Below are 18,835 nucleotides of genomic sequence, written 5' to 3' on the forward strand. Positions count from 1 at the left end.
CGGAACCCCAGCGGTGCCGCTGTTACTTGATACCCGTCTTGGCGAAACCCTTGACAAGGAACTTTTGTCCAATCAAGAACGCAATAAACATCGGAATGAGGGAAATCACACTCATGGCGAACATGGCCCCGAAGTTGGAGGTGGACTGACCATCGATGAACATGTTGAGCGCCTGGGGGACCACATAGTTTTCCGGGCTACGCAGGTAGATCAGAGGACCGAAGAAATCTGCCCAGGTCCAAATAAAGGTGAAGATGGTCGTCGTGGCCAAGGCGGGGATCATCAGGGGCAGCGTAATTTGGACGAACTGGCGGAAGTGCCCGGCCCCGTCGATACGTGCCGCCTCATACAGTTCGTTCGGCAGCGACCGAATGAATTGGACCATCAGAAAGACAAAGAACGCTTCTGTCGCCATGAATTTGGGTACTACGAGCGGAAGGAAGGTATCTAGCCATCCCATCTCACGGAAAAGAATGAACTGCGGAACCAGCACGACGTGAAACGGCAGCAGAATTGTGCCGAGCATGACAGCGAAGGTGATCGTTCGGAACCGGAAGTCTAGCCGCGCAAAAGCATACGCCGCCATAGAACACGAGATCAGGTTTCCGACGATTGCACCGATGACAAGGATCGAGGAGTTCAGAAGATAGACATGGAACGGAAGTAATTGGGCGTCCCATCCCTGGATGTAGTTGTCGAAACTCAAATCGGTGGTGAAGATGCTCAGGTCAGTAAAGATCTGCTCATTGGGCTTCATGGAGGACACCACGAGCCAGATGAGGGGGTAAATCATGAGCAGGGAGAGGCCGATGAGCAACACGTGCTTCACCACTGATCGAAGCCGGCGCCTGAAAAGGCTCGGGGAGACTGGCCGCGGCCGCGCGCTGCTGAGGTCAGGCGTACCTTCGCCGTAGGGTTCGGTTGTCTCTTGTGTCGTCCGCAGATCAGTCGTCATAGAACACCCAATACTTTGAGAGCCAGAAATTTACCGCTGTAAGTCCGCCGATGAGCATCACCAGCAGCCACGCCATGGCAGAGGCGTAACCCATTTGCATCGGTGTATTGAACGCTTGCTGATAGAGGTACAGCGTGTAGAACAGGGTGGAGTCTGAAGGACCGCCGGTACCACCCGAGACCACATACGCCTGTGTGAAGTTCTGGAATGCAAAAATAATCTGCAATACCAGATTGAAGAATATGATCGGAGTCAGGAGCGGCAGCGTTATGGTGAAGAACTGCCTGAGTTTTCCGGCTCCATCGACATTGGCCGCCTCGTAGTACATGTCAGGAATCTGCCGCAGTCCGGCGAGGAAGATCACCATGGGTGAGCCGAATGTCCAAATGTTCAGAACGATCAGGGTGCCCAGTGCGTAGTCGGGGTGTGCGATCCAGCCAGGACCCTGCACGCCGAAGAAACTGAGGAAACCGTTGACGATTCCCTCGTAGCCGAAGACTTGCCTCCACAGGATCGCGATCGCAACCGAACCTCCCATCAGTGAGGGAAGGTAGAACACGGAGCGGTAAAAGCTCAGCCCGCGCATTCCTCTGTCGAGGAGTACTGCGACAGCGAGCGCGAGAACCAACAGGAACGGCACGCTGACAAATACGTAGAGGAACGTGACTTCAAGCGACTTCCACAGCCGTTGGTCCCCCCACATGCGGGTGAAATTCTCTAATCCCGTCCAACGCGGAGCTTGTAGCAGGTTGTAGTTGGTGAAAGCCAGATACAGAGACACGAGCATGGGGCCGGCAGTAAAGACGAAGAAGCCGATTATCCAAGGCACCAGGAACAGAAAACCGGCCATGTTATCTCGGTACTTGCGTCTTTTCTGCGGTTGCCCGGGGTCGGTCTTGGACCGCTTCGCAATGGTGCGAAGTTCGCCCAGACTGCTCACGGGGCCCTCCTCATGTTTGGTGGTCAACTGGCAGCGAGTTCCATATCAGCGCGTGAAAGCGGTTTCTCGCATTGATTCATATTATGAGGCCGGTCACACGGTGTCAACCTGAAACCGGTTTCTCGAGGTATTCTGTCGGGGTGAATCCCCGGAACCTGTTCATGGATCTTTCTCCCTTGAGGGAGTCTCCGGCGTATAGACGGTTTTGGCTCAGCGGCATCGCCGCGGGTATAGGTGTGCAGCTCACCGCTGTGGCGATTGGGATACAGGTATATTCACTCACCGGCTCGACGGCTGCGGTCGCGATGGTCGGAGCGTTGGCGCTCGGCCCCATGATTCTGGTGGGAATAGTGGGTGGGACATTCGTCGACGCCTTTGACCGCAGGCGAGTGCTCATAGGAGCCTCTTGCGCGGCCCTCATTGCTCCAGTCGGAATTGCGATTCTGGCGTGGAACGAGGTCGAGACTCTGTGGATGTACTACGCTTTCACCACTCTTTCCTCCGCAGCCGGCTCCCTAGTGGGAGCAGCGCGATTCGCCATTCATCCGCGTTTGGTTCGTCGGCAGCTGCTACCTGCGGTAGCAGCGCTGTCGGCCGTTTCGGCGGGCTTGCAGGCCGCTGGCGGGCCGGCGCTGGCGGGGTTGCTCGTCGCCACGGTGGGCTACGCATGGACCTACACCATCGATGTCGTGTTATTCATGGTGGGTTTCTGGGGAGTCGTCTCCCTACCTGCGATTCCGCCACGCAGTGAATCGCGGCTAGGGCTCATGGCGCTGAAGGACGGCCTGCGTTTTCTGCAAGGCGCCACAAACCTCCGCACTGCCATAGGGCTCCATGTGGTCGCTTTTACCTTCGGTCGGCCCTACGCGATTTTTCCCGCCGTAGGCATTCTGCTCATTGGGGGCGGCGAATGGACAGTGGGGCTCCTCACCGCATCAGGTGCGATTGGGGTCGTGGCCTCCAGTGTCCTTTCCGGGCGGTTCGGCAATATTCGGCGCCATGGTTTGGCGATCAGTCTCTCCACCATGGTCTTCGCGGTTTGTGTGGCCCTTCTCGGTGCGGCAACCCTGTACCTGGAGCACTTTGGCCAGCCTGTGAACCCGTACCGCGTCAACCTCGTGGCTCTCCTGTTGTTATGCAGTCTGACCGCCCTTATCGGAGCTGCAGACAACGTAGCCGGTATCTTCCGAACGACCATGATGCAGTCCGCGACACCGGACGAGTATCGCGGACGATTGCAAGGTATATATACCCTGGTGCTGACTGCGGGCCCCCGTCTTGGCGACACCTACATCGGCTTTGTGGCTGCGATGTTCACACTGTGGTTTCCGCAGCTCTTAGGTGCACTTCTGATCCTTTGTGTCGCAGGCCTCTACCTTCGGCTGCGGCCAAGTTTCCGTCAGTACGACGGCTTGGACCCACATCCCTAGTTCTTCACCTGCAGAGTGCCTGCCTTTTCCTCCAACTCAATGAACACGGCGCGTTCGTTCGGAGTGTCGTTTGGGGTGTGGAGTGTGAGCCAGAGAGTGGAGTTGAGATCGCGAAAGATCATGCCGTGTCCGCCGTCGGCCTCATAGAGGGGTTCAGGATTCTGCTCCCAGGGGCCAGTGATACTACCCGTGGTGGACCGTGCCACCCCCTGTGCGTACCGACCGTTTCGGAAACTGGCCCACAGCATCAGCAAGGTGCCGTTCTGGGCGCGGTAGGCGAAGGGTCCATCGGTGACATATCCAGTGCCGTGTTTGGCGGATTGCACTGGGTCCACCCACGGCGCAGATGAGGCGGTGAACAGTTCCACCGGTGGACCCGCGGCGCGTGAGAGGTCCTCCGTTAGTCGCACTGCACACACCTTTCCATCAGTGGCCTGCACCCATTCGTGACAGAAGACCATCCACGGTGCGCCGCTACGGTCCACATGAAGTGTTCCGTCGAGGCACTCCCATTCGCGCGGGGTCACGGGGCCGTCACTGTGGGGGATGTAGGGGCCCTCCGGAGTATCAGCCACCAGTATTGCGGTCCCTCGTCTTACTTCAGGATTGTCATGACCGAAGGTTGCAAACATGTAACATCTGCCCCGGAAAGAATGCACCTCCGGAGCCCAATAATTGGTAGGCGACCAAAAGTCGGGACTGGGTCGGAACGCGGCTATGGGACCTTCCCATCGGTTCAAATCCTCGCTCCGATAGCAGTCGAACCCGGTAGCTTCGCCTTTCCAGATATTCGCATCGGTGGAACCGAAGAGGTAGTAGCATTTCTCCTCCTCCTGCACCAGCACAAACGGATCGCGTAGCTGGATCTGATCAGTATTCAGCGTCATAGGGTTCCTCCGATTATTTCAGTTAGCGCGTGGCGGCGAGAAGCCGGGAGAGTCCCGCCCGACGATATCCAATGCCTCCAGCTTCACGTACTCATTGGCGGCAAGAGTCAGGTCGACGGCGCGGCCGTCCCAACTGAGTCGTCCAGTAACCGACCGGGGGGTCGAACAGGTCACTGTCGTGGGAGCCCCTGCGGCATTGACAGTCACTCTCCATCCGCGGGGGAAGTTCAGATGCTCTGACCCGTTGCGGAACACCACGACCTCGTGGTCATCGGCAGCGAGTTCATAGCGCACGCCTGCAACGGCTCGGGAGTACGCGACAGCTTGGGCGGCTGCCGAAGCCCCGGCGGCACTTGTTGAATTGCCATGGGATGGATCCAGGCGGGTTGGGGCAAGACCGTTGAAGGCGACCTCCCCAGATGGCATTGGCAAAATCCCGAAAGTGCGTTCTACAGTGTCGAGCATCCAAAGGATTGAGGGGGAGTAGGTGCTGGTGAACCCTGCGGCCCCACTCCAAGGATCGATGCCCTGTGGAAAGCGGTCAGCTGTGGTCAGGGCGGCGAGGAGGTCTTTGTTCACCACATGCAATTCGGCCAGTCGCCCGTGGTGTTCGAAGGCATGTGGGGCCCGCAGCTGGGTGAGGAAATGGACGGGTCCTGCCCACGAATTTCGTGTGTGGTCCCCGTCGTACCGGGGGTCAGAGAGCGAAATGGTGGTGAATCCATAGTGGGATAAAAAGTGTGCTGAGTTCATGACATACCGTTCCAAAGCATGTGTGAAGAAATCCGCGTCGCCGATTTCGCAGGCGAGTACGCGCAGCAGCACATCAGATGCGACTTTGACTGGAGCGTCATGAGCGTCGAGATCGTAGAAAGTCCCGTCGGTCTCGTCATAACAGTGCTGGAAGAGCGCCTCGACGGAAGCCTCGGCCTTAGCTTCCCAAGGATGCGGATCTTCCTCGAGCTCTGCTGCGATGAGAGCAAGGTATCGCCGCTGACAGGCTACATTCGCAGTGAGGTCCGGGGCGAGGAACGGAGCGGTGGAGGCCTCTGGATCGCAAAGGGCGGCATCGTCCCGGAAGCAGCGGTCGGGAACGAACCAGAACCGCGGGGAGAGATCATGACCGGTGTCGAAGGTGCAGAAAGCCTCCACACAGCCGGTACCCCGTGTGTTCCGATAGGTGCTCAGCCACTCGTCGTAGCGAATCATGGCGATGTACATCTGGCGTAACCACTGCACGTCGGCGCCCGAATCGAGGGTTTGCCGGTGCAGCTGATAGTGATTCCATACCGAACGTGCAAGCGGGGTAACGATTTGAATCTGGCTGAAGGCGGGACCGTCGGCAGTGACCTTATAGGGGATGAGACCGTCGGCGCGTTGATGCGTGGCGTAGATGCGAAATGTCTCAGTAGCGGTACGGGGTGCAAAACGAGATAACACTTCGGTATTGATAGTTCCGGTGGATTCGATCCACGTACCGGCGTAGACGCCCCCTTCATTGAGCACTGGGGGAGAACCCGCCAGCGGGCGGATGCACTGCTGCAGCTCTGCAAGAGCCTGGTGCCACCGGTCTTCCATCATCCCTCCGACTGCAGCGAAGCCGACACCGGAGGCTTCTATTTGCGCTGCGACTTCACTGGAGAGGTCAGCCCGTGTCCACGAGGGCTTAGCACTGCGGAGCTGCTCCAATGCTGTCTGAGTGGCTGACATAGTTCTCTTTCCGATAAAGATCTGCCGCTGTTTATTGTGTGGGCACGGTTGTGCGGGTGACTCCAATCAGGAATCACCCGCACAACCGTGGAGACTGGCTGTTACGTCAGAGAATGCTCATTCGCCCTGTTCGAGGGCGTTCTCCATGTAGTCCATCCACTCCTGGACACCCTCATCGACCGTGGAGTTGCCGAAAAGGATGTCGGACTCAATTCGCTGGGAGAGCGCGTTCATCTCCGCACCACCTGCTGGCTGTGGTGGAGCAACCACTCCCTGCTCCAGGACCTCCTGGATATAAGCAGCTGCCTCTGAGTTGATGGGATCCAGCAAGGGTTCGACAACCTCGAGCATTTCAGGGTTGAAGGGCAGACCGCGGTCATCTTGGAGAATCTCAGCAGCCTCCTCATCGTTCAAGATGAAGTCCAGGAGCATAGCTGCGGCCTGAGGCTCTTCAGTGTTGGCATTGATGGACCAGAACTGTGAAGGGAGGACAGCGACACCGGGATTGTCCGTCTCAGTCGGTGGTAGCCTCATGCTGACCTCATCATCACCCAAAGCTTGGGTGTAGGGGGTCATCTGGTTGCTGTAGCTAAAGACCATCGCTGCTTGACGCGTTCCGAACAGGGACTGGTCTGGCGTCACATTGTGGTACTCCACCACCACGGAAGGATCTGGCACCCCGTCGTTTTCCACCAGGTCGAGCTCTAGTTCGTACCAACTGGCCAGTTCTTCTTCGGTGACGGCGAGCTCCCCATCCCAGTTGTACAAGCCGAGGTCGTTGAGCTGAGCGGTGTATGTGGAAATGATGTCTTGAATCCGCAGATCCAAGCCGAGGGCGTCGTCGTGGTTGGCTGAGATTTCTCCCGCCGCCTCTACGAACTCGTCCCAGCCCCAGTCCTCATCAGGAACCTCGACCCCCGCTTCCTCGAAAATAGTTTCGTTGATGAGCAGACCGATGGCGTTACCGCCTGTGGGCAGCCCGTAAAGCGTGTCATCGACGACCGCGTTCGTCACCATGAAGTCCTCATAGGGATCCAAGTCCACATGCTCACTGACCTCTTCAAGATCCAGAAGCATGCCGGCACCCCCGTATTCCTGAGGCATAGCACCACCCAAGGTGAACAGGTCGGTTCCGCCCCCGGCAGCGAAGTCAGTGGAGAGACGATCGAAGAGGTCCTCGGGATCGCCGGTGGGTTGAGACTGAATGGTGATGTTCGGGTGGCGTTCTTCAAAGATGTCGAACACCTCGCTAGTGAGCTGGGCACGTTCGTCGTTGCCCCACCACGCTACGGTGAGCTCGATTTCGCGATCTTCATCGTATTCTTCAGCGGCAGTACCGTTCCCTCCTCCTCCGCCGCAGGCCGACAGGACCAACGCGCCGCTGAGAACAGTTGCGAATGCTGCGCGCCTTTTTACAGATACCGAAGTGAACCTCATGGATCTGCCTCTTTCCAAAATTGTGGCGGCCGTCGAAATCGGCCGCCTCCTCAACGGTGCGTGCTACTCGACATGCGGGCAGCGAGGTGACTCAGTCGGTCTGAGAAACCGCTTTCTCACCATGAAACGATGATATGAGCTGCATCACAAGGTGTCAATGTGCGGGAACTTCAGCGAGGTGAGGACTGTGGCGCCGCGGTGGAGGACCGGACCTCGAGACGCGGTTGAAAGACCACATCATGGGCAGGTTCTTGTCCTTTGATAAGGGCCCGGAGTCGGTACCATGCCTGGATTCCAAGTTCTTCGTGCGGCACTGAGGCGGTCGTCAGCGGTGGCGCGATGTACCTGGCGAAGGGGATATCGTCGAACCCTGCTACGGAGATATCTTCGGGGACGCTCCGCCCCTGATCTTGGAGGCCGCCGATCAGCCCGATGGCCACGAGATCGTTGAAGGCGAGTACTGCACTGACTTCCGCCCGCAGGACGCTGTCGACAGCCTCGAAACCATCCTGGCTGCTTGCGCCCCCCGCGACCTCGATAACTCCAGTCTCTGGATGCCTGTCACGGAAACTGCGAATACCGGCGCGACGGTGTTCGTTGGACGCGCTGTGGGCAGGTCCGCTGACATAGGCGATTCGCCGGTGGCCCAGGTCGTGGAGGTGTTCGAGCAGGGACCTGATGCCGGAGTAATAGTCCACGTTGAGTGTAGGAACTGCTCCGCCGCCGGAACGGTTGATGAGCACCATAGGCTGCAGTGCCGGGGCCAAGCCGCTGAGTTCCTCCTGGTCCATTCGCGGAGCGCACAGGACCAGTGCATCACAACGCCGCCGAACCTCTCGGGCGAGCAGTGGCTCCTCAGAGACGGATTCGGCAGAATCTCCGATGAGTACCCGGTAGCCGTCGTCACCTGCGGTAGCACTGAGTCCGGACAAAATCGTCTGGAAGGCTGGGTTGCGAAGGTCAGGTGCGACAAAGGCGACCGCCTGGGTGTGTCCCAGAGCGAGGCTTCGCGCGGAGTAGCTGGGGGAATAGTCCAGTCTGGCAGCGGCCTGAAGTACTCGCTCTGCGATCTCATCGGCCCCGACGAATCTGCCGTTCATTACCCGTGAGACCGTCGCCGGAGAAACTCCTGCTTCAGTCGCCACCTGGGCGATGGTAGGCGCTCCGTGTGACTTTCCGTTTCGCTTTCGCGGCACCTTCGTTACATCCTCACCATTGGTGCCGCATGAGCCCTGAGCGGTCACAGAAGTAGGCCCACTGACCGTCGGTGAAGGTGAGCACACCAATCGGGTGCCCGAAGCTTCCAGCAATCGAGAGTTGCATCTACCGCCCCTTTGCGTGTGTCATCGCTACGCCTCGCCCTGCTAGAAAGCGCTTTCTCAGTCTAGACCTCGGGGGGTGGCTGCTCAAGTGAAGCATAAGGGGATTGGCGAAAGCAGGTCCGAATTTCCCTTCATCGCCGCATGAGGCGGATTCTATTCAGGACGGACGGCTGTTGAGCCGGCTAGCTTGATGCAACATGTGATTGCGTTCAGCCAGGTTCGAGGCTTTGGTTGCCGCCTGAGCGTAGAGTCGGGCGGCTTCGGTCAGGTCACCGCGCATCTCATGGAGGTAGGCTGCCGTTGCAGAGTGACGCGGCAACGAGTCGGGAAGGCGGTCGAGCTCGGCTAGGCCCGCCCCAGGGCTCTCCGCGTGCCCCCGGGCGACGGCACGATTGAGCCGAGCTACTGGACTGCTTACGAGTCCTACCAGCTCGTCGTACCATTCAAGAATCTGTATCCAGTCGGTCTCTTGCGCAGTCTGCGCGTCCGCGTGCAGTGCCGCAATTGCCGCCTGTGCCTGATACTCACCTAGCTGATCGCGGCTCAATGCGCGCTGCAGTACCGCGGTGCCTTCGCTGATCAATGACCTGTCCCACAGCGTGCGATCTTGAAGAGGGAGTGGAATCAGACTGCCGTCTGCAGCAGTGCGTGCCGGACGCCGGGCAGTTGTGAGCAGCATGAGGGCAAGCAGTCCCTGCGCCTCTGGGTGGTGGGTCAACCCAGCAAGCTGTCGCATCAGTCGGATAGCTTCCACGACGAGGTCAACATCTCCGGAGTATCCCTCATTGAAGATCAGATACAGCACTTTGAGGACCGTGATGACGCCGCCGGGTTCAGTGAAACGGGCTCCAGCCAGTTTTCGCTTGGCTCGAGTGATGCGTTGAGCCATGGTCCGCTCGGGCACCATATAAGCCTGGGCAATCTGACCAGTGGTGAGTCCGCCGACTGCGCGCAGCGTCAGTGCTACTGCAGAGGACGGCGACAGTGCGGGATGCGCACACCGCATATAGAGCCACAGTGTGTCATCGGTAGCAGGTGCAGGAATCGCAGCGGGTTCCGCATGAACAATGTCTTCCCGGCGGCGTCGGGCCGCGTCGGAGCGAACTGCGTCGAGGAATTTTTTCCAAGCCACCGAAATGAGCCAAGCTTTGGCGTCTTTCGGCGGTTGCCGGGGCCAATGCCGAACGGCTTCAACGAGAGCCTCTTGCACTGCGTCTTCGGCGGTGGCGAAGTCGGCCCCACGGTGGATGAGAGCACTCAGGACCTGGGGAACCAGCTCCCGCAGCATGGTCTCATCCACCACAGGTGCCATGGGCCTCAGTCGGTGCTCGCTGGGGCGTCGGTGAGGAACGGCCGCAATTCCAGCCACTCGTGAATCGCTCTGCCGCCGGCTCCCGGCGCGGCCGAGAGCTCCCCGGCCAGTTCCACCGCTCGGTCATAGGTGTCGACGTCAATGATCATCCACCCTGCGACGAGGTCTTTAGTTTCGGCAAAGGGCCCGTCAGTCACTGGTGGGCGTCCCTCACCGGCAGATCGGACCCACACGCCGTCGGGCGCGAGCGCCTGACTGTCAACGTACTCCCCGGAATGCTCGAGGCGATCGGCGAAGTCATTCATGTACTGGATATGGGCAGAGAGTTCCTCGGGCGCCCACTGATCCATTGGGACGTTATTGACTGCCTCGGGGGCGCCGCGGTAGTGCTTCAGCAGCAGGTATTTGGCCATGATGTACTCCTTTAGTCTCCGCGCAGCCGGTGTGCTGCGTCCATAGCTAGGACGGAGCCGGTTCTACGATTTCGACATTTAGCATGAAAACACTTCCGTGAGACGCCATCCTGGAGCAGGAGAGGCTCATGGTCGCAGAGGTGAGCCGTCCACATCGTATTGAAATCCGCTCATCTCGCCAGAGAGTAAGGGCATTGCTTCGGCGATTGCCTCCCGGACCGACGTGAGTTGAAGCGACTGCTGGTGTGCATTCGCGGAGATCCACAGCTCCATCACGAACACAGTGTCGGGCTGGTCCTGCGACGTTCCCACCTCATAGAGCAGGCATCCGGCTTCAGCCAGAGCTGGGTTTGGCCTGGTGAGGATGGCCACCACAGCCTCCTGTTGGCCGGGTTGTGTCCCCAGTGTTCCCACGTTTGCGAAGGTCATGAGGTGAATCTAGCGCTTTGGGCCACCGAGTGGAAGAGCCACTGAGGCATCGATGAGTCCGTCGAGGACCTCATGTGCCGCATCGCGGTCGGCAGCGCCACCTTCAACTATCCAGAGCGCGGCCTCGTTCATCGCCCCGGAGAGCTGGGCTGTGGTGGCTTCCAGCAGGTGCTTGGCTGCTCCCGCGGCTTCCAGAGCTTCGCGCAGATGTACTACAGAATTTTCGGAGTCCATTCTGCGCCATTGGGACCAGCCCAGAACTGTAGGCGCCTCAGTCAGCAGGATGCGGGCTGCAGATTCGGCGGTGATGGCGTCGAGAAACGCATGGCATCCTGCGCGCAACTGCGTGATGGGCGACTCGCCCGAGGCTTCCGCCGTGGTGACGATGACATCGGCGACTCTGCTCTGCAGGCTCTCGACTGTTGCTGTGAAGAGTCCGAGCTTGTTGCTGTAGTGGTGATAGACCGCCCCGCGAGTGACATGAGCTCGTTGCGCGACGTCGTCTACGGAAACTGCTGAGAAGCCGCGTTCGGAGTAGAGGTCTATTGCCGCGCTCAGAATGGCTTGTGCGGTCTGAGCGGCGGCGGTTGCACTTGCGCGGGGCATCGCATCTTCCTTTACGTACACAGAGTATGTATCCTTTGAGTGTTACATACCCATCGTACGTAAAGGACCTCTGTCATGGTGACGACCTCGTTCTATCCCGTCCTAATGTCCTCTGATGTGCCTGCTGCCGCAGACTTCTACCGCGGACACTTGGGCTTCGAAACCGTCTACGACTCCTCCTGGTATGTCAGCCTGCGGCTCGGAGCCTTCGAACTGGCGTTGCTCGCTCGTGAGCACGAAACTGTTCCTGCCAGTCATCAGGCGCTCCCGCAAGGTGTGATTCTCAACCTTGAAGTCGACGATGTCGACGCCTTCCATGAGCGGTTGAAGGCCATACCGAGCCTGCGGACTGTCCAGCCGCTGCGCAGTGAGGACTTCGGTCAGCGGCACTTTATTTTGGAAGGCCCGGATCGGGTCTTGATTGACGTGATCCAGCCCATAGAGCCCACCACCGAGTTTATGGATTCCTACCGCGAGCAGTTCTAGCCTGACCGGCGCGACGCCGTCGGAGCAGCTCTACTTTCCGCCTTGTGTCAGGGAAAGCGGAGGGGGCCTTGCCCCGTGGTCCCCAGAACGTCGTCCGGATTCGAATAGGGACATGCTTTGAGTGACAGGCAGCCGCAGCCGATGCAGTCTGAGAATCGGTCACGCAGGGCGGTGAGATGTTCGATCCTGTCGTTGAGGCTGTCGCGCCACTGGCGGGAGATGCGTGCCCAATCCTTCTTAGTCGGAACATCCTCATCCGGCAATTGATCCAGCGCATCCTTGATCCGCTCCAAGGAAATCCCGACTCGCTGCGAGGCTCGGATGAACGCGATGACCCGCAGCACGTCCCGACGGTATTCGCGCCGGTTGCCCGACGTTCGGCGACTGGTGATCAATCCGAGGGACTCGTAGTAGTGCAGAGTCGAGACCGCCACTCCGGCTCGTTCGGCAACTTGACCCGGTTTCAGCCAGACCACACCTTCAGGTACTTGGGGCATGCAACTGAACCTCCGAGTCCGCCCTTGACGTCAAGTGAACTTGATGTAGTCGACTGTACATCAAGCATGCTCGACGAAGACGGAGGAAAAGATGGTGGCAATAGAGGTGTGGGCCGATGTGCGGTGCCCGTGGTGTTGGATCGTGTCGCGGCGGCTGCTGCGAGTCGCGGAGAGGTCTCATCACGAGGTGAGGGTGCGTCGTCGTAGTTTTCTCCTAGAACCGGCTGGTCCAGAGACTGCCGGGAAGCCCATAGCTGAGGAGGCGATGGCGACCTGGGGAATGTCAGCAAGGCAGTGGGACGCTAAGCGAAGTCTGATCCACTCCCAAGCCAGAAGTGAAGGCTTGGAGATTGCACTCGACACTGCCCTGACATTCGACTCTAGACCTCTGCACCGGTTGTTGAAACTCGTAGCAGAGGCTGGGGAGAGCAGCCCTGACGCTGCTTGGGACGCAGCATTCGCCGCACATTTTCACGACAACGCAGATCTCAATGATCCAGCGGTGTTGAAGAGTCTGGCCATGTCCTGGGGGATCGACCTCCGCCAGGCTGAGCGTGCGGTATCGGGGCTGACTCACACACAGGCAGTTCTTGCTGATATCGCCGAAGCTCAACGGCTGAACATCACGTCAGTACCCACTCTTATTGCAACCAGCGGCCGACGTTTGGTGGGGAATGTCTCAACAGCCCGGCTGGACGAATTTCTCACCAGTGAAGGAGCCGAGCAGTGACCATTATGATGCGCGCAGCTGCGATGGAGAGATTCGGGCCACCAGAGGTCCTGCAGACGGTTCGGGTTCCGACACCTCAAGTCACCGCCGACCAAGTCCTGGTACGAGTCATCAACGCCGGAGTGCAACTCACTGATGCGGCGATCCGTGCAGGGTGGACTCCGCCCGGTGCGAAAGTCCACTTTCCGCAGATACTCGGTAACGAATTCTCCGGCGTAGTAATCGAGGTGGGACACCAGGTCAGTGGTCTCGCACCTGGAGATGAGGTGGCCGGGTTCAACGTGTTTGGGTGCTACGCCGAGTACGTCGCCGTGCCGCGTTCGCAGGTGGTGCGCAAGCCAGCGCACGTCCGGTGGGAAACGGCTGGGGCGTTATCCGCCTCCGGGCAGACCGCCCATACCGCCATGGAGGATCTCAGAGTCGCCGCAGGTGAGGTGATCCTCGTACACGGAGCAGCTGGCGGGGTAGGGAGCATGTTCACACAACTGGCCATCAACCGTGGTGCGACTGTCATCGGCACCGCCAGCAGCCGCAACCACCCGTACCTCAGCTCCCTTGGGGCAGTTCCTATTGAGTATGGGGCTGGGCAGTTGGGCAGAGTCCGTGCCGCCGCGCCCCGGATCGATGTTGCCTTCGACGCTGCTGGCCATCAAAATCTCCGGACTTCGATAGAACTGGTCACAGATCGACGACGCGTAGCCACAATCGTGGATATGGCTCTCGCACAGGAACTAGGGTGCCGCATCATTCGCAGCCGCCGATCCGCAGAACGGTTGACGGATCTATTGAACAGAATCGCCGAAGGCTCACTGGACGTCCACATTCGTCACCGCTACTCACTCGAGGAAGTCGCACAGGCGCACCACGACGTTGAATCAGGACACGGCCGCGGGAAAAACGTCCTCGAGATTGGACATGCCCAGTGACCATCGCGACATCTGGCTCCACCGAGCGGTTGTGGACCACTCAACGCTGGGCGTTTATTGCAAGCGTGCTGGGACTGATGACGTGTATCGCGTTCGAATCATTCGCTGTCACCACGATCTTGCCAGTCGCCATGTCCGAGCTGGGGGGTAAGTCGTGGTACTCGCTGGCCTACTCAGCGACTATCACCGCAGGATTGGTGGGAATGGTCCTTGGAGGCAGCTGGACTGATCGATCGGGATGCAGATCTCCACTGATATTTGGTGGTGGGCTGTTTCTGCTAGGTCTGCTGCTCTGCGTTGTGGCTCCGAATGCCTTCACATTCATCGTGGGGCGTCTCCTGCAGGGTGTCGGTGGAGGCATCGACTCCGTGGTCCTCTACGTGTTGATTGCGCGCAAGATTCCCGAGGCATTGCGTCCACGAATGTTCGGCCTGCTCACCGCCGCATGGCTCGTGCCTTCGGTGGCGGGCCCAGCGATCTCAGGTGCCCTGGCTGAGGTGACGAGCTGGCGGGCTGTCTTTGTAGTCGTACTGGCTGGTTCTGCGCTGTCTTTGCTGTTTCTGGTCCATGTCGCGCGGGATGTATCTGCCACGTCTGAAGACTCAGCTCCGGGACAGCGTGTCTTTGGCCGCAGAGGTGCGTTCTCTGTACTTGCGGCTCTGCTGCTGCTTGGTCTTCACATGTCCACTCACCTGCCTCCACCGGCATCTGTGCTCATGGTGGTTGTGGCGTTATCTGGGCTGGTCTTCACCGCCAACTGGGTTCTTCCGTCGGGCACGGTGCGTCTGAGCGGGGCGCCGCAACGGTTTATCGGTCTCAGAGCACTGCTGGGAAGCACTGTCACCTCTACCGGCCTCTACCTGACGCTGTATCTCCAGGTTGAGCGGGATTACAGACCAACAGCAGCTGGACTAGTCATTGCGGTCAGCGCATTCGGGTGGGCTATTGGTGCATGGTTGCAGGGGCGATTCTCCAGTGGACAGGTCACCCATCGCAGGATCATTCTTTGCGCGACTCCGCTGATTAGCTTAGGACCGGCAGGAGTACTCTTCTACACAGTCACTTCGGTACCGTTATTCGTGGTCGTCGTCGGATGTATCGCGATGGGTGTTGGAATGGGAATGGCCTTCCCCCGCGTGGCCAGTGCCACACTGGAGTTGGTCGAACCACATCAAGAGGGTGCCTTTAGCTCCGGGCTCCAAGCTGGTGAGAGCATGAGTGTTGCTGTCACAACTGCCTTGACCGGGGCGATCCTGACGTTGGGACTGCCCCACTCTGTGGCATACCCGGCGGTCTATACGTGTCTCCTCTGCATGTCAGCTGCTGCGCTATGCCTTGCGTTGTTCATTTACCGCCAGCGGGAGATATCTGCTGAATCATGACGAATGGCACTGTGTGGACGCGCTCGGTGGTGATGAGCTGAGCGATGTTGATGTCTCCCTGACGCGGAGGGCCCGGGCCTGTGCTTCTGATCTGCGGCGTAGTTAGTTGCTGCGCCTTCATTCTGGTGTTTCTCATAGACGGCTGGACACGCCCCGGATACTCGCCCGTGCGTCATACGATCAGCGCATTGGCATTAGGGTCCCGGGGGTGGGTGCAAACCACGAACTTCCTCATCTCCGGCACAGGACTCATCGCCGGTGGTCTCGGGGTGATGCAGGCCCAAGCCAATTGGTTGTTTGCGAGCCTGCTGATTCTTGTCGGTATCGGGCTTATCGCATCAGGTGTCTTCGCGATGGACCCCATGCGGGGTTACCCGCCGGGAACTCCGCAGACTGATCCAGTGGAGCTCTCACTGCGGCATAGACTCCACGACCACGCCGGGACGGTGGTCTTCTTCGGTATCCCCCTGACTGCCTTCGCGGCCGGATTCGCGGTAGAGGGTCTCGGCGCGAACATCGTTGCCGGAGTCGTAGCTGCTGTCCTGGTGGGGGGAGTCGTGGCGTTCGGTAGCGCTTGGGAGCGGGATTCGCCGGTGACAGGGCTCATCCAAAAAGCAGTAGTAGTTGGAGCGTTCAGCTGGGTTGCTGGAGTTCTCCTCATCATCAGCCTTCATTGACGGTCAGGGCTGCAGGATTGGCGTAGAAGCGATCAGTTTCCAGAGGTGACCGCGGTATCGATCGGAGGGTGCTGACCGTGACGGAGAAGTTCTCCGAGACCGTATGATTACCACAATGAATCCTGCCGATGAGACCGGGCCCGCATCGGCGACCGTGGTAGTCATCGGGGCAGGCCAGGCCGGTCTCTCAGCTGGACATCATTTGCAGCGATCAGGGTTTGTCAGTGCGATTCAGCAGCCTGAAGCGTCGCGCAGCTTCGTCCTCCTCGACGCCAACGAGGCCCCCGGCGGGGCGTGGCAGCATCGTTGGCACTCATTGCGTATGGAAACGGTCAACGGAATTTTCGACTTACCGGGGTTTCCGAAGCCACCAATTGACCCCCAGGAACCCAGCTGCATCGCCGTACCGCAGTACTTTGCTGACTTCGAAACGACCAGGCAACTGCCCATCCTTCGGCCAGTGCACGTGAAGCGCGTGCAGCGATCCGGTGCCTCTACTGACGGAGGCTTTCTCGTTGACGCGCACCAGCGCCTATGGCATGCCCAGGCGATCATCAACGCCACAGGTACGTGGAACAATCCGCTTCAGCCCACATACCCCGGCCAGGAGAACTTCCAAGGTCGCCAATTACATACCCGGGACTACACATCCCTGGAGGAGTTCACCGGTCAGCGTGTGGCAGTCGTCGGCGGGGGCATCTCAGCGCTCCAGCAGCTGGAAGAAGTCTCACGTGTGGCGACTGCCTACTGGTACACCCGACGTGAGCCCTTCTTCTTCGGTGAAGAGTTCCGTCCTGAGACCGAGGGACGGCGTGTCATCGAGAAGGTCACAGCAGACGCGGAGGCAGGCAAGCCCCCGCGCAGCGTGGTCTCCTACACAGGGCTCGGATGGACCTCGTATGCCCGAGCCGCTGAGGAACGCGGCGTATTGAACCGGAGGCCCATGTTCACCGCGCTGGAACCCCACGGTGTGCGAGAGGCTGACGGATCATTCACGTCTGTAGACACCGTTCTCTGGGCCACCGGATTCCGTCCCGACCTGAAGCACCTGGACCCATTGGAACTGCGGAATGAGCACGGCGGAATTCACATACGAGGCACTCAGGTGATCAGCGATCCGCGCATCCATCTGATTGGATTCGGACCATCACAGTCCACGATCGGCGCCAACCGGGCGGGCCGCGAAGCCGTGAAGTCCCTCGTGGCCACATTCAACGACCAAGAAGCAGCTCAGCGAGATCAGCGTCGAGCTCATCCTGCACCTGCCGATCGTAGGTAGAGGTCGAAAGGAGCAGTTCTTCGGCACCGGTGAGTTCAACCAGTGACTCCAACTCTGCGCGAACCGCATTCGGTGGCCCGGCTATGACCCGCTGGATGCTCTCCTCCACGCGCTGTCGGGTGCGTGGACTCCACTTTCGGGAGCGGATGGTTTCTGAACTTTCCAGCGGATCAAACCTTCCGGTCTCTCTTGATCGGGCCATGGACCAGGCCTCTGGGAGTGCGAGTTCGCGAGCTTCAGCTTCGGTGTCAGCCACAAAGGCGTCCAGGGAGATGATGACCATCGGTTCTGGTGCAGTGACTGAGGCTTGGAAACCTCGGCGATAGTCCGCCAAAATCGTCGACAGGTCGGAGGATTGGAGGACAGGACCTCCGATCACCACGGGAAGCCCGAGCTGGGACGCGGTGGAGATGCCCTGGCCGGTGGCCAAGAGGAAGACCTCCGGGGGCGGATCTGCGATGGGACGGGCTGTGACCGGCGCCTGCCGGTCGAGAAAACTGCGCAGTTCGGCAATTTCAGCTGCGAACTGTTCCGCGTCGTGTTCCTGCTGTCGAAGTGCCCGACGCACCGGCTCTGTGAAGCCTAGGCTGCGGCCTACGCCGAGGTCGATCCGACCCGGATAGAGAGCCTCCAGCATGAGGAACTGCTCTGCGACCACGAGTGGCTGGTGGTGTGGGAGCATCACGCCACCGGACCCGAGTCGGATATGCGAAGTTCGCGCACCAACAGCCGCCAGCAGCACCGCGGGTGAGCCAGAGGCGACCCCTGGTACAGCGTGATGTTCTGCTCCCCAGAAACGGTGATATCCCAGTGTCTCGGCTCCGACGGCCCGCTCCACAGAGTGTTCCAGCGCCGCAGCTTCTGAATAGTCGGCCCGGGTGCGTGATCGGTCCAGCAAAGAGAGTCTCACACTGTCGCCAACCGTAAGTAATGGACAAACCTTCCCGCCCGGTCATTGTTGGCATCACTCAACAATCAGGAAATCCGTACAGCAGGGAGCACCTGATTGCCACAAAAACGCAAGCACTCACCCGATCGCGTCCAAACTATATGACGCCTTCGTGACCCGTCAGCCGTCGCGCGGAGGCCGCACGGTCGGCTCCCCTTCGGGTAACGCCGTGTCTATGACGAGGACAGCCGAGTGCTGCTTCGTCAGGAAATCGACCGTGAGGAGGCCGCGATCATCGTCAACGCCGCGGACGAGATTGTGAGTGGTGTTCAGTTGTCGGAGCGGCGCAGCAGGACTTCGCTCCCGGCCGGGTCAATGAGGGCGCGGGCGGAGGCGGTGTGGGCAGCCTCTCTGTGCCCGGTGACGCCGGCGACCGCCAGAGCGGCGCAAAAGGGGTCACGGTGCCGTCCTCGTGCACGTCGAGCACGACGAGTGGGATGGAGACGGGGACGGGCTCAGGGTTGGGTT

At 59.6% G+C, this 18,835-nt stretch carries 19 protein-coding genes; 7 read left to right on the forward strand and 12 right to left on the reverse strand.

Translation table 11 applies throughout. From position 1 onward, the window contains the following. Positions 1-22: 22 nt before the first annotated feature. Both FH975_RS00600 and FH975_RS00605 read right to left on the reverse strand, forming a co-directional pair. Positions 23-955 (reverse strand): carbohydrate ABC transporter permease, encoded by a 933-nt coding sequence (locus FH975_RS00600; RefSeq protein ID WP_162319617.1) that lies wholly within the window; start codon positions 953-955, stop codon positions 23-25. Next, positions 945-1,895, reverse strand: coding sequence for a carbohydrate ABC transporter permease (locus FH975_RS00605; protein ID WP_328821710.1), 951 nt, complete (start codon positions 1,893-1,895; stop codon positions 945-947). The genes FH975_RS00600 and FH975_RS00605 overlap by 11 nt, the downstream gene beginning before the upstream one ends. Before the next feature lie 140 nt (positions 1,896-2,035). Between FH975_RS00605 and FH975_RS00610 the strand changes: the two genes are divergently transcribed. Then, positions 2,036-3,325 (forward strand): MFS transporter, encoded by a 1,290-nt coding sequence (locus tag FH975_RS00610; protein WP_328821711.1) that lies wholly within the window; start codon positions 2,036-2,038, stop codon positions 3,323-3,325. Here the strand turns inward: FH975_RS00610 and FH975_RS00615 are convergent. From FH975_RS00615 to FH975_RS00650, 8 genes are all read right to left on the reverse strand, one after another. After that, a complete protein-coding gene (locus FH975_RS00615) occupies positions 3,322-4,212 on the reverse strand; it encodes a glycoside hydrolase family 43 protein (protein ID WP_162319619.1) in 891 nt (296 codons plus the stop codon). The two genes, FH975_RS00610 and FH975_RS00615, sit on opposite strands and share 4 nt — an antisense overlap. A gap of 18 nt (positions 4,213-4,230) precedes the next feature. After that, entirely contained in the window at positions 4,231-5,922 is a 1,692-nt protein-coding gene (locus tag FH975_RS00620) for an MGH1-like glycoside hydrolase domain-containing protein (protein ID WP_162319620.1), read from the reverse strand. 117 nt (positions 5,923-6,039) lie between these two features. Next, entirely contained in the window at positions 6,040-7,359 is a 1,320-nt protein-coding gene (locus FH975_RS00625; protein WP_162319621.1) for an ABC transporter substrate-binding protein, read from the reverse strand. 170 nt (positions 7,360-7,529) lie between these two features. Continuing rightward, positions 7,530-8,504, reverse strand: a complete 975-nt coding sequence (locus FH975_RS00630; protein ID WP_328821712.1) for a LacI family DNA-binding transcriptional regulator — start codon at positions 8,502-8,504, stop codon at positions 7,530-7,532. A 334-nt stretch (positions 8,505-8,838) separates the two neighbouring features. Next, a complete protein-coding gene (locus tag FH975_RS00635) occupies positions 8,839-9,993 on the reverse strand; it encodes an RNA polymerase sigma factor (protein WP_202922930.1) in 1,155 nt (384 codons plus the stop codon). Positions 9,994-9,998: 5 nt separating this feature from the next. After that, positions 9,999-10,406 (reverse strand): YciI family protein, encoded by a 408-nt coding sequence (locus tag FH975_RS00640; RefSeq protein WP_153077458.1) that lies wholly within the window; start codon positions 10,404-10,406, stop codon positions 9,999-10,001. Positions 10,407-10,532: 126 nt separating this feature from the next. Next, complete coding sequence (locus tag FH975_RS00645) at positions 10,533-10,835, reverse strand: putative quinol monooxygenase (protein ID WP_162319622.1); 303 nt, start codon at positions 10,833-10,835, stop codon at positions 10,533-10,535. 9 nt (positions 10,836-10,844) lie between these two features. After that, positions 10,845-11,441: a TetR/AcrR family transcriptional regulator gene (locus tag FH975_RS00650; RefSeq protein WP_153077460.1), complete on the reverse strand. Its 597-nt coding sequence runs from the start codon at positions 11,439-11,441 to the stop codon at positions 10,845-10,847. A 75-nt stretch (positions 11,442-11,516) separates the two neighbouring features. Between FH975_RS00650 and FH975_RS00655 the strand changes: the two genes are divergently transcribed. Continuing rightward, the gene (locus tag FH975_RS00655) at positions 11,517-11,927 is read left to right on the forward strand and encodes a VOC family protein (protein WP_162319623.1); all 411 of its coding nucleotides are present in this window, start codon (positions 11,517-11,519) and stop codon (positions 11,925-11,927) included. A 47-nt stretch (positions 11,928-11,974) separates the two neighbouring features. Here FH975_RS00655 and soxR read toward each other — a convergent pair whose 3' ends face one another. After that, positions 11,975-12,424 (reverse strand): redox-sensitive transcriptional activator SoxR, encoded by a 450-nt coding sequence (soxR, locus tag FH975_RS00660; protein ID WP_153077462.1) that lies wholly within the window; start codon positions 12,422-12,424, stop codon positions 11,975-11,977. A 91-nt stretch (positions 12,425-12,515) separates the two neighbouring features. On the opposite strand from soxR, the gene FH975_RS00665 reads away from it, so the two are divergent. The 5 genes from FH975_RS00665 (at position 12,516) to FH975_RS00685 (ending at position 17,418) form a co-directional block, all read left to right on the forward strand. Then, positions 12,516-13,154, forward strand: coding sequence for a DsbA family oxidoreductase (locus tag FH975_RS00665; RefSeq protein ID WP_162319624.1), 639 nt, complete (start codon positions 12,516-12,518; stop codon positions 13,152-13,154). Between the two features lie 5 nt (positions 13,155-13,159). Further along, positions 13,160-14,080 (forward strand): NADP-dependent oxidoreductase, encoded by a 921-nt coding sequence (locus tag FH975_RS00670; RefSeq protein ID WP_235928317.1) that lies wholly within the window; start codon positions 13,160-13,162, stop codon positions 14,078-14,080. Next, positions 14,077-15,462, forward strand: coding sequence for an MFS transporter (locus FH975_RS00675; protein ID WP_202922931.1), 1,386 nt, complete (start codon positions 14,077-14,079; stop codon positions 15,460-15,462). The genes FH975_RS00670 and FH975_RS00675 overlap by 4 nt, the downstream gene beginning before the upstream one ends. Positions 15,463-15,542: 80 nt before the next feature. Beyond that, positions 15,543-16,139 carry a DUF998 domain-containing protein gene (locus tag FH975_RS00680; protein WP_162319625.1) on the forward strand — a complete coding sequence of 199 codons (597 nt, stop codon included), beginning with the start codon at positions 15,543-15,545 and terminating at the stop codon, positions 16,137-16,139. A gap of 115 nt (positions 16,140-16,254) precedes the next feature. Next, entirely contained in the window at positions 16,255-17,418 is a 1,164-nt protein-coding gene (locus FH975_RS00685; protein ID WP_162319626.1) for an NAD(P)-binding domain-containing protein, read from the forward strand. Here FH975_RS00685 and FH975_RS00690 read toward each other — a convergent pair. Beyond that, positions 17,351-18,328, reverse strand: coding sequence for an MsnO8 family LLM class oxidoreductase (locus tag FH975_RS00690; RefSeq protein ID WP_162319627.1), 978 nt, complete (start codon positions 18,326-18,328; stop codon positions 17,351-17,353). The two genes, FH975_RS00685 and FH975_RS00690, sit on opposite strands and share 68 nt — an antisense overlap. Positions 18,329-18,835: the final 507 nt, after the last annotated feature.

The organism is Nesterenkonia haasae (assembly GCF_010119385.1).
GTDB lineage: Bacteria > Actinomycetota > Actinomycetes > Actinomycetales > Micrococcaceae > Nesterenkonia > Nesterenkonia haasae.

Excerpts from the sequence above, each read along its gene's own strand:
- FH975_RS00615 (WP_162319619.1), bottom strand. The coding sequence starts at position 4,212 with ATGACGCTGAATACTGATCAGATCCAGCTACGCGATCCGTTTGTGCTG.
- FH975_RS00645 (WP_162319622.1), bottom strand. The coding sequence starts at position 10,835 with ATGACCTTCGCAAACGTGGGAACACTGGGGACACAACCCGGCCAACAG.
- FH975_RS00635 (WP_202922930.1), bottom strand. The coding sequence starts at position 9,993 with ATGGCACCTGTGGTGGATGAGACCATGCTGCGGGAGCTGGTTCCCCAG.
- soxR (WP_153077462.1), bottom strand. The coding sequence starts at position 12,424 with ATGCCCCAAGTACCTGAAGGTGTGGTCTGGCTGAAACCGGGTCAAGTT.
- FH975_RS00620 (WP_162319620.1), bottom strand. The coding sequence starts at position 5,922 with ATGTCAGCCACTCAGACAGCATTGGAGCAGCTCCGCAGTGCTAAGCCC.
- FH975_RS00685 (WP_162319626.1), top strand. The coding sequence starts at position 16,255 with ATGAATCCTGCCGATGAGACCGGGCCCGCATCGGCGACCGTGGTAGTC.
- FH975_RS00665 (WP_162319624.1), top strand. The coding sequence starts at position 12,516 with ATGGTGGCAATAGAGGTGTGGGCCGATGTGCGGTGCCCGTGGTGTTGG.
- FH975_RS00640 (WP_153077458.1), bottom strand. The coding sequence starts at position 10,406 with ATGGCCAAATACCTGCTGCTGAAGCACTACCGCGGCGCCCCCGAGGCA.
- FH975_RS00670 (WP_235928317.1), top strand. The coding sequence starts at position 13,160 with ATGATGCGCGCAGCTGCGATGGAGAGATTCGGGCCACCAGAGGTCCTG.
- FH975_RS00600 (WP_162319617.1), bottom strand. The coding sequence starts at position 955 with ATGACGACTGATCTGCGGACGACACAAGAGACAACCGAACCCTACGGC.
- FH975_RS00650 (WP_153077460.1), bottom strand. The coding sequence starts at position 11,441 with ATGCCCCGCGCAAGTGCAACCGCCGCCGCTCAGACCGCACAAGCCATT.
- FH975_RS00625 (WP_162319621.1), bottom strand. The coding sequence starts at position 7,359 with ATGAGGTTCACTTCGGTATCTGTAAAAAGGCGCGCAGCATTCGCAACT.
- FH975_RS00655 (WP_162319623.1), top strand. The coding sequence starts at position 11,517 with ATGGTGACGACCTCGTTCTATCCCGTCCTAATGTCCTCTGATGTGCCT.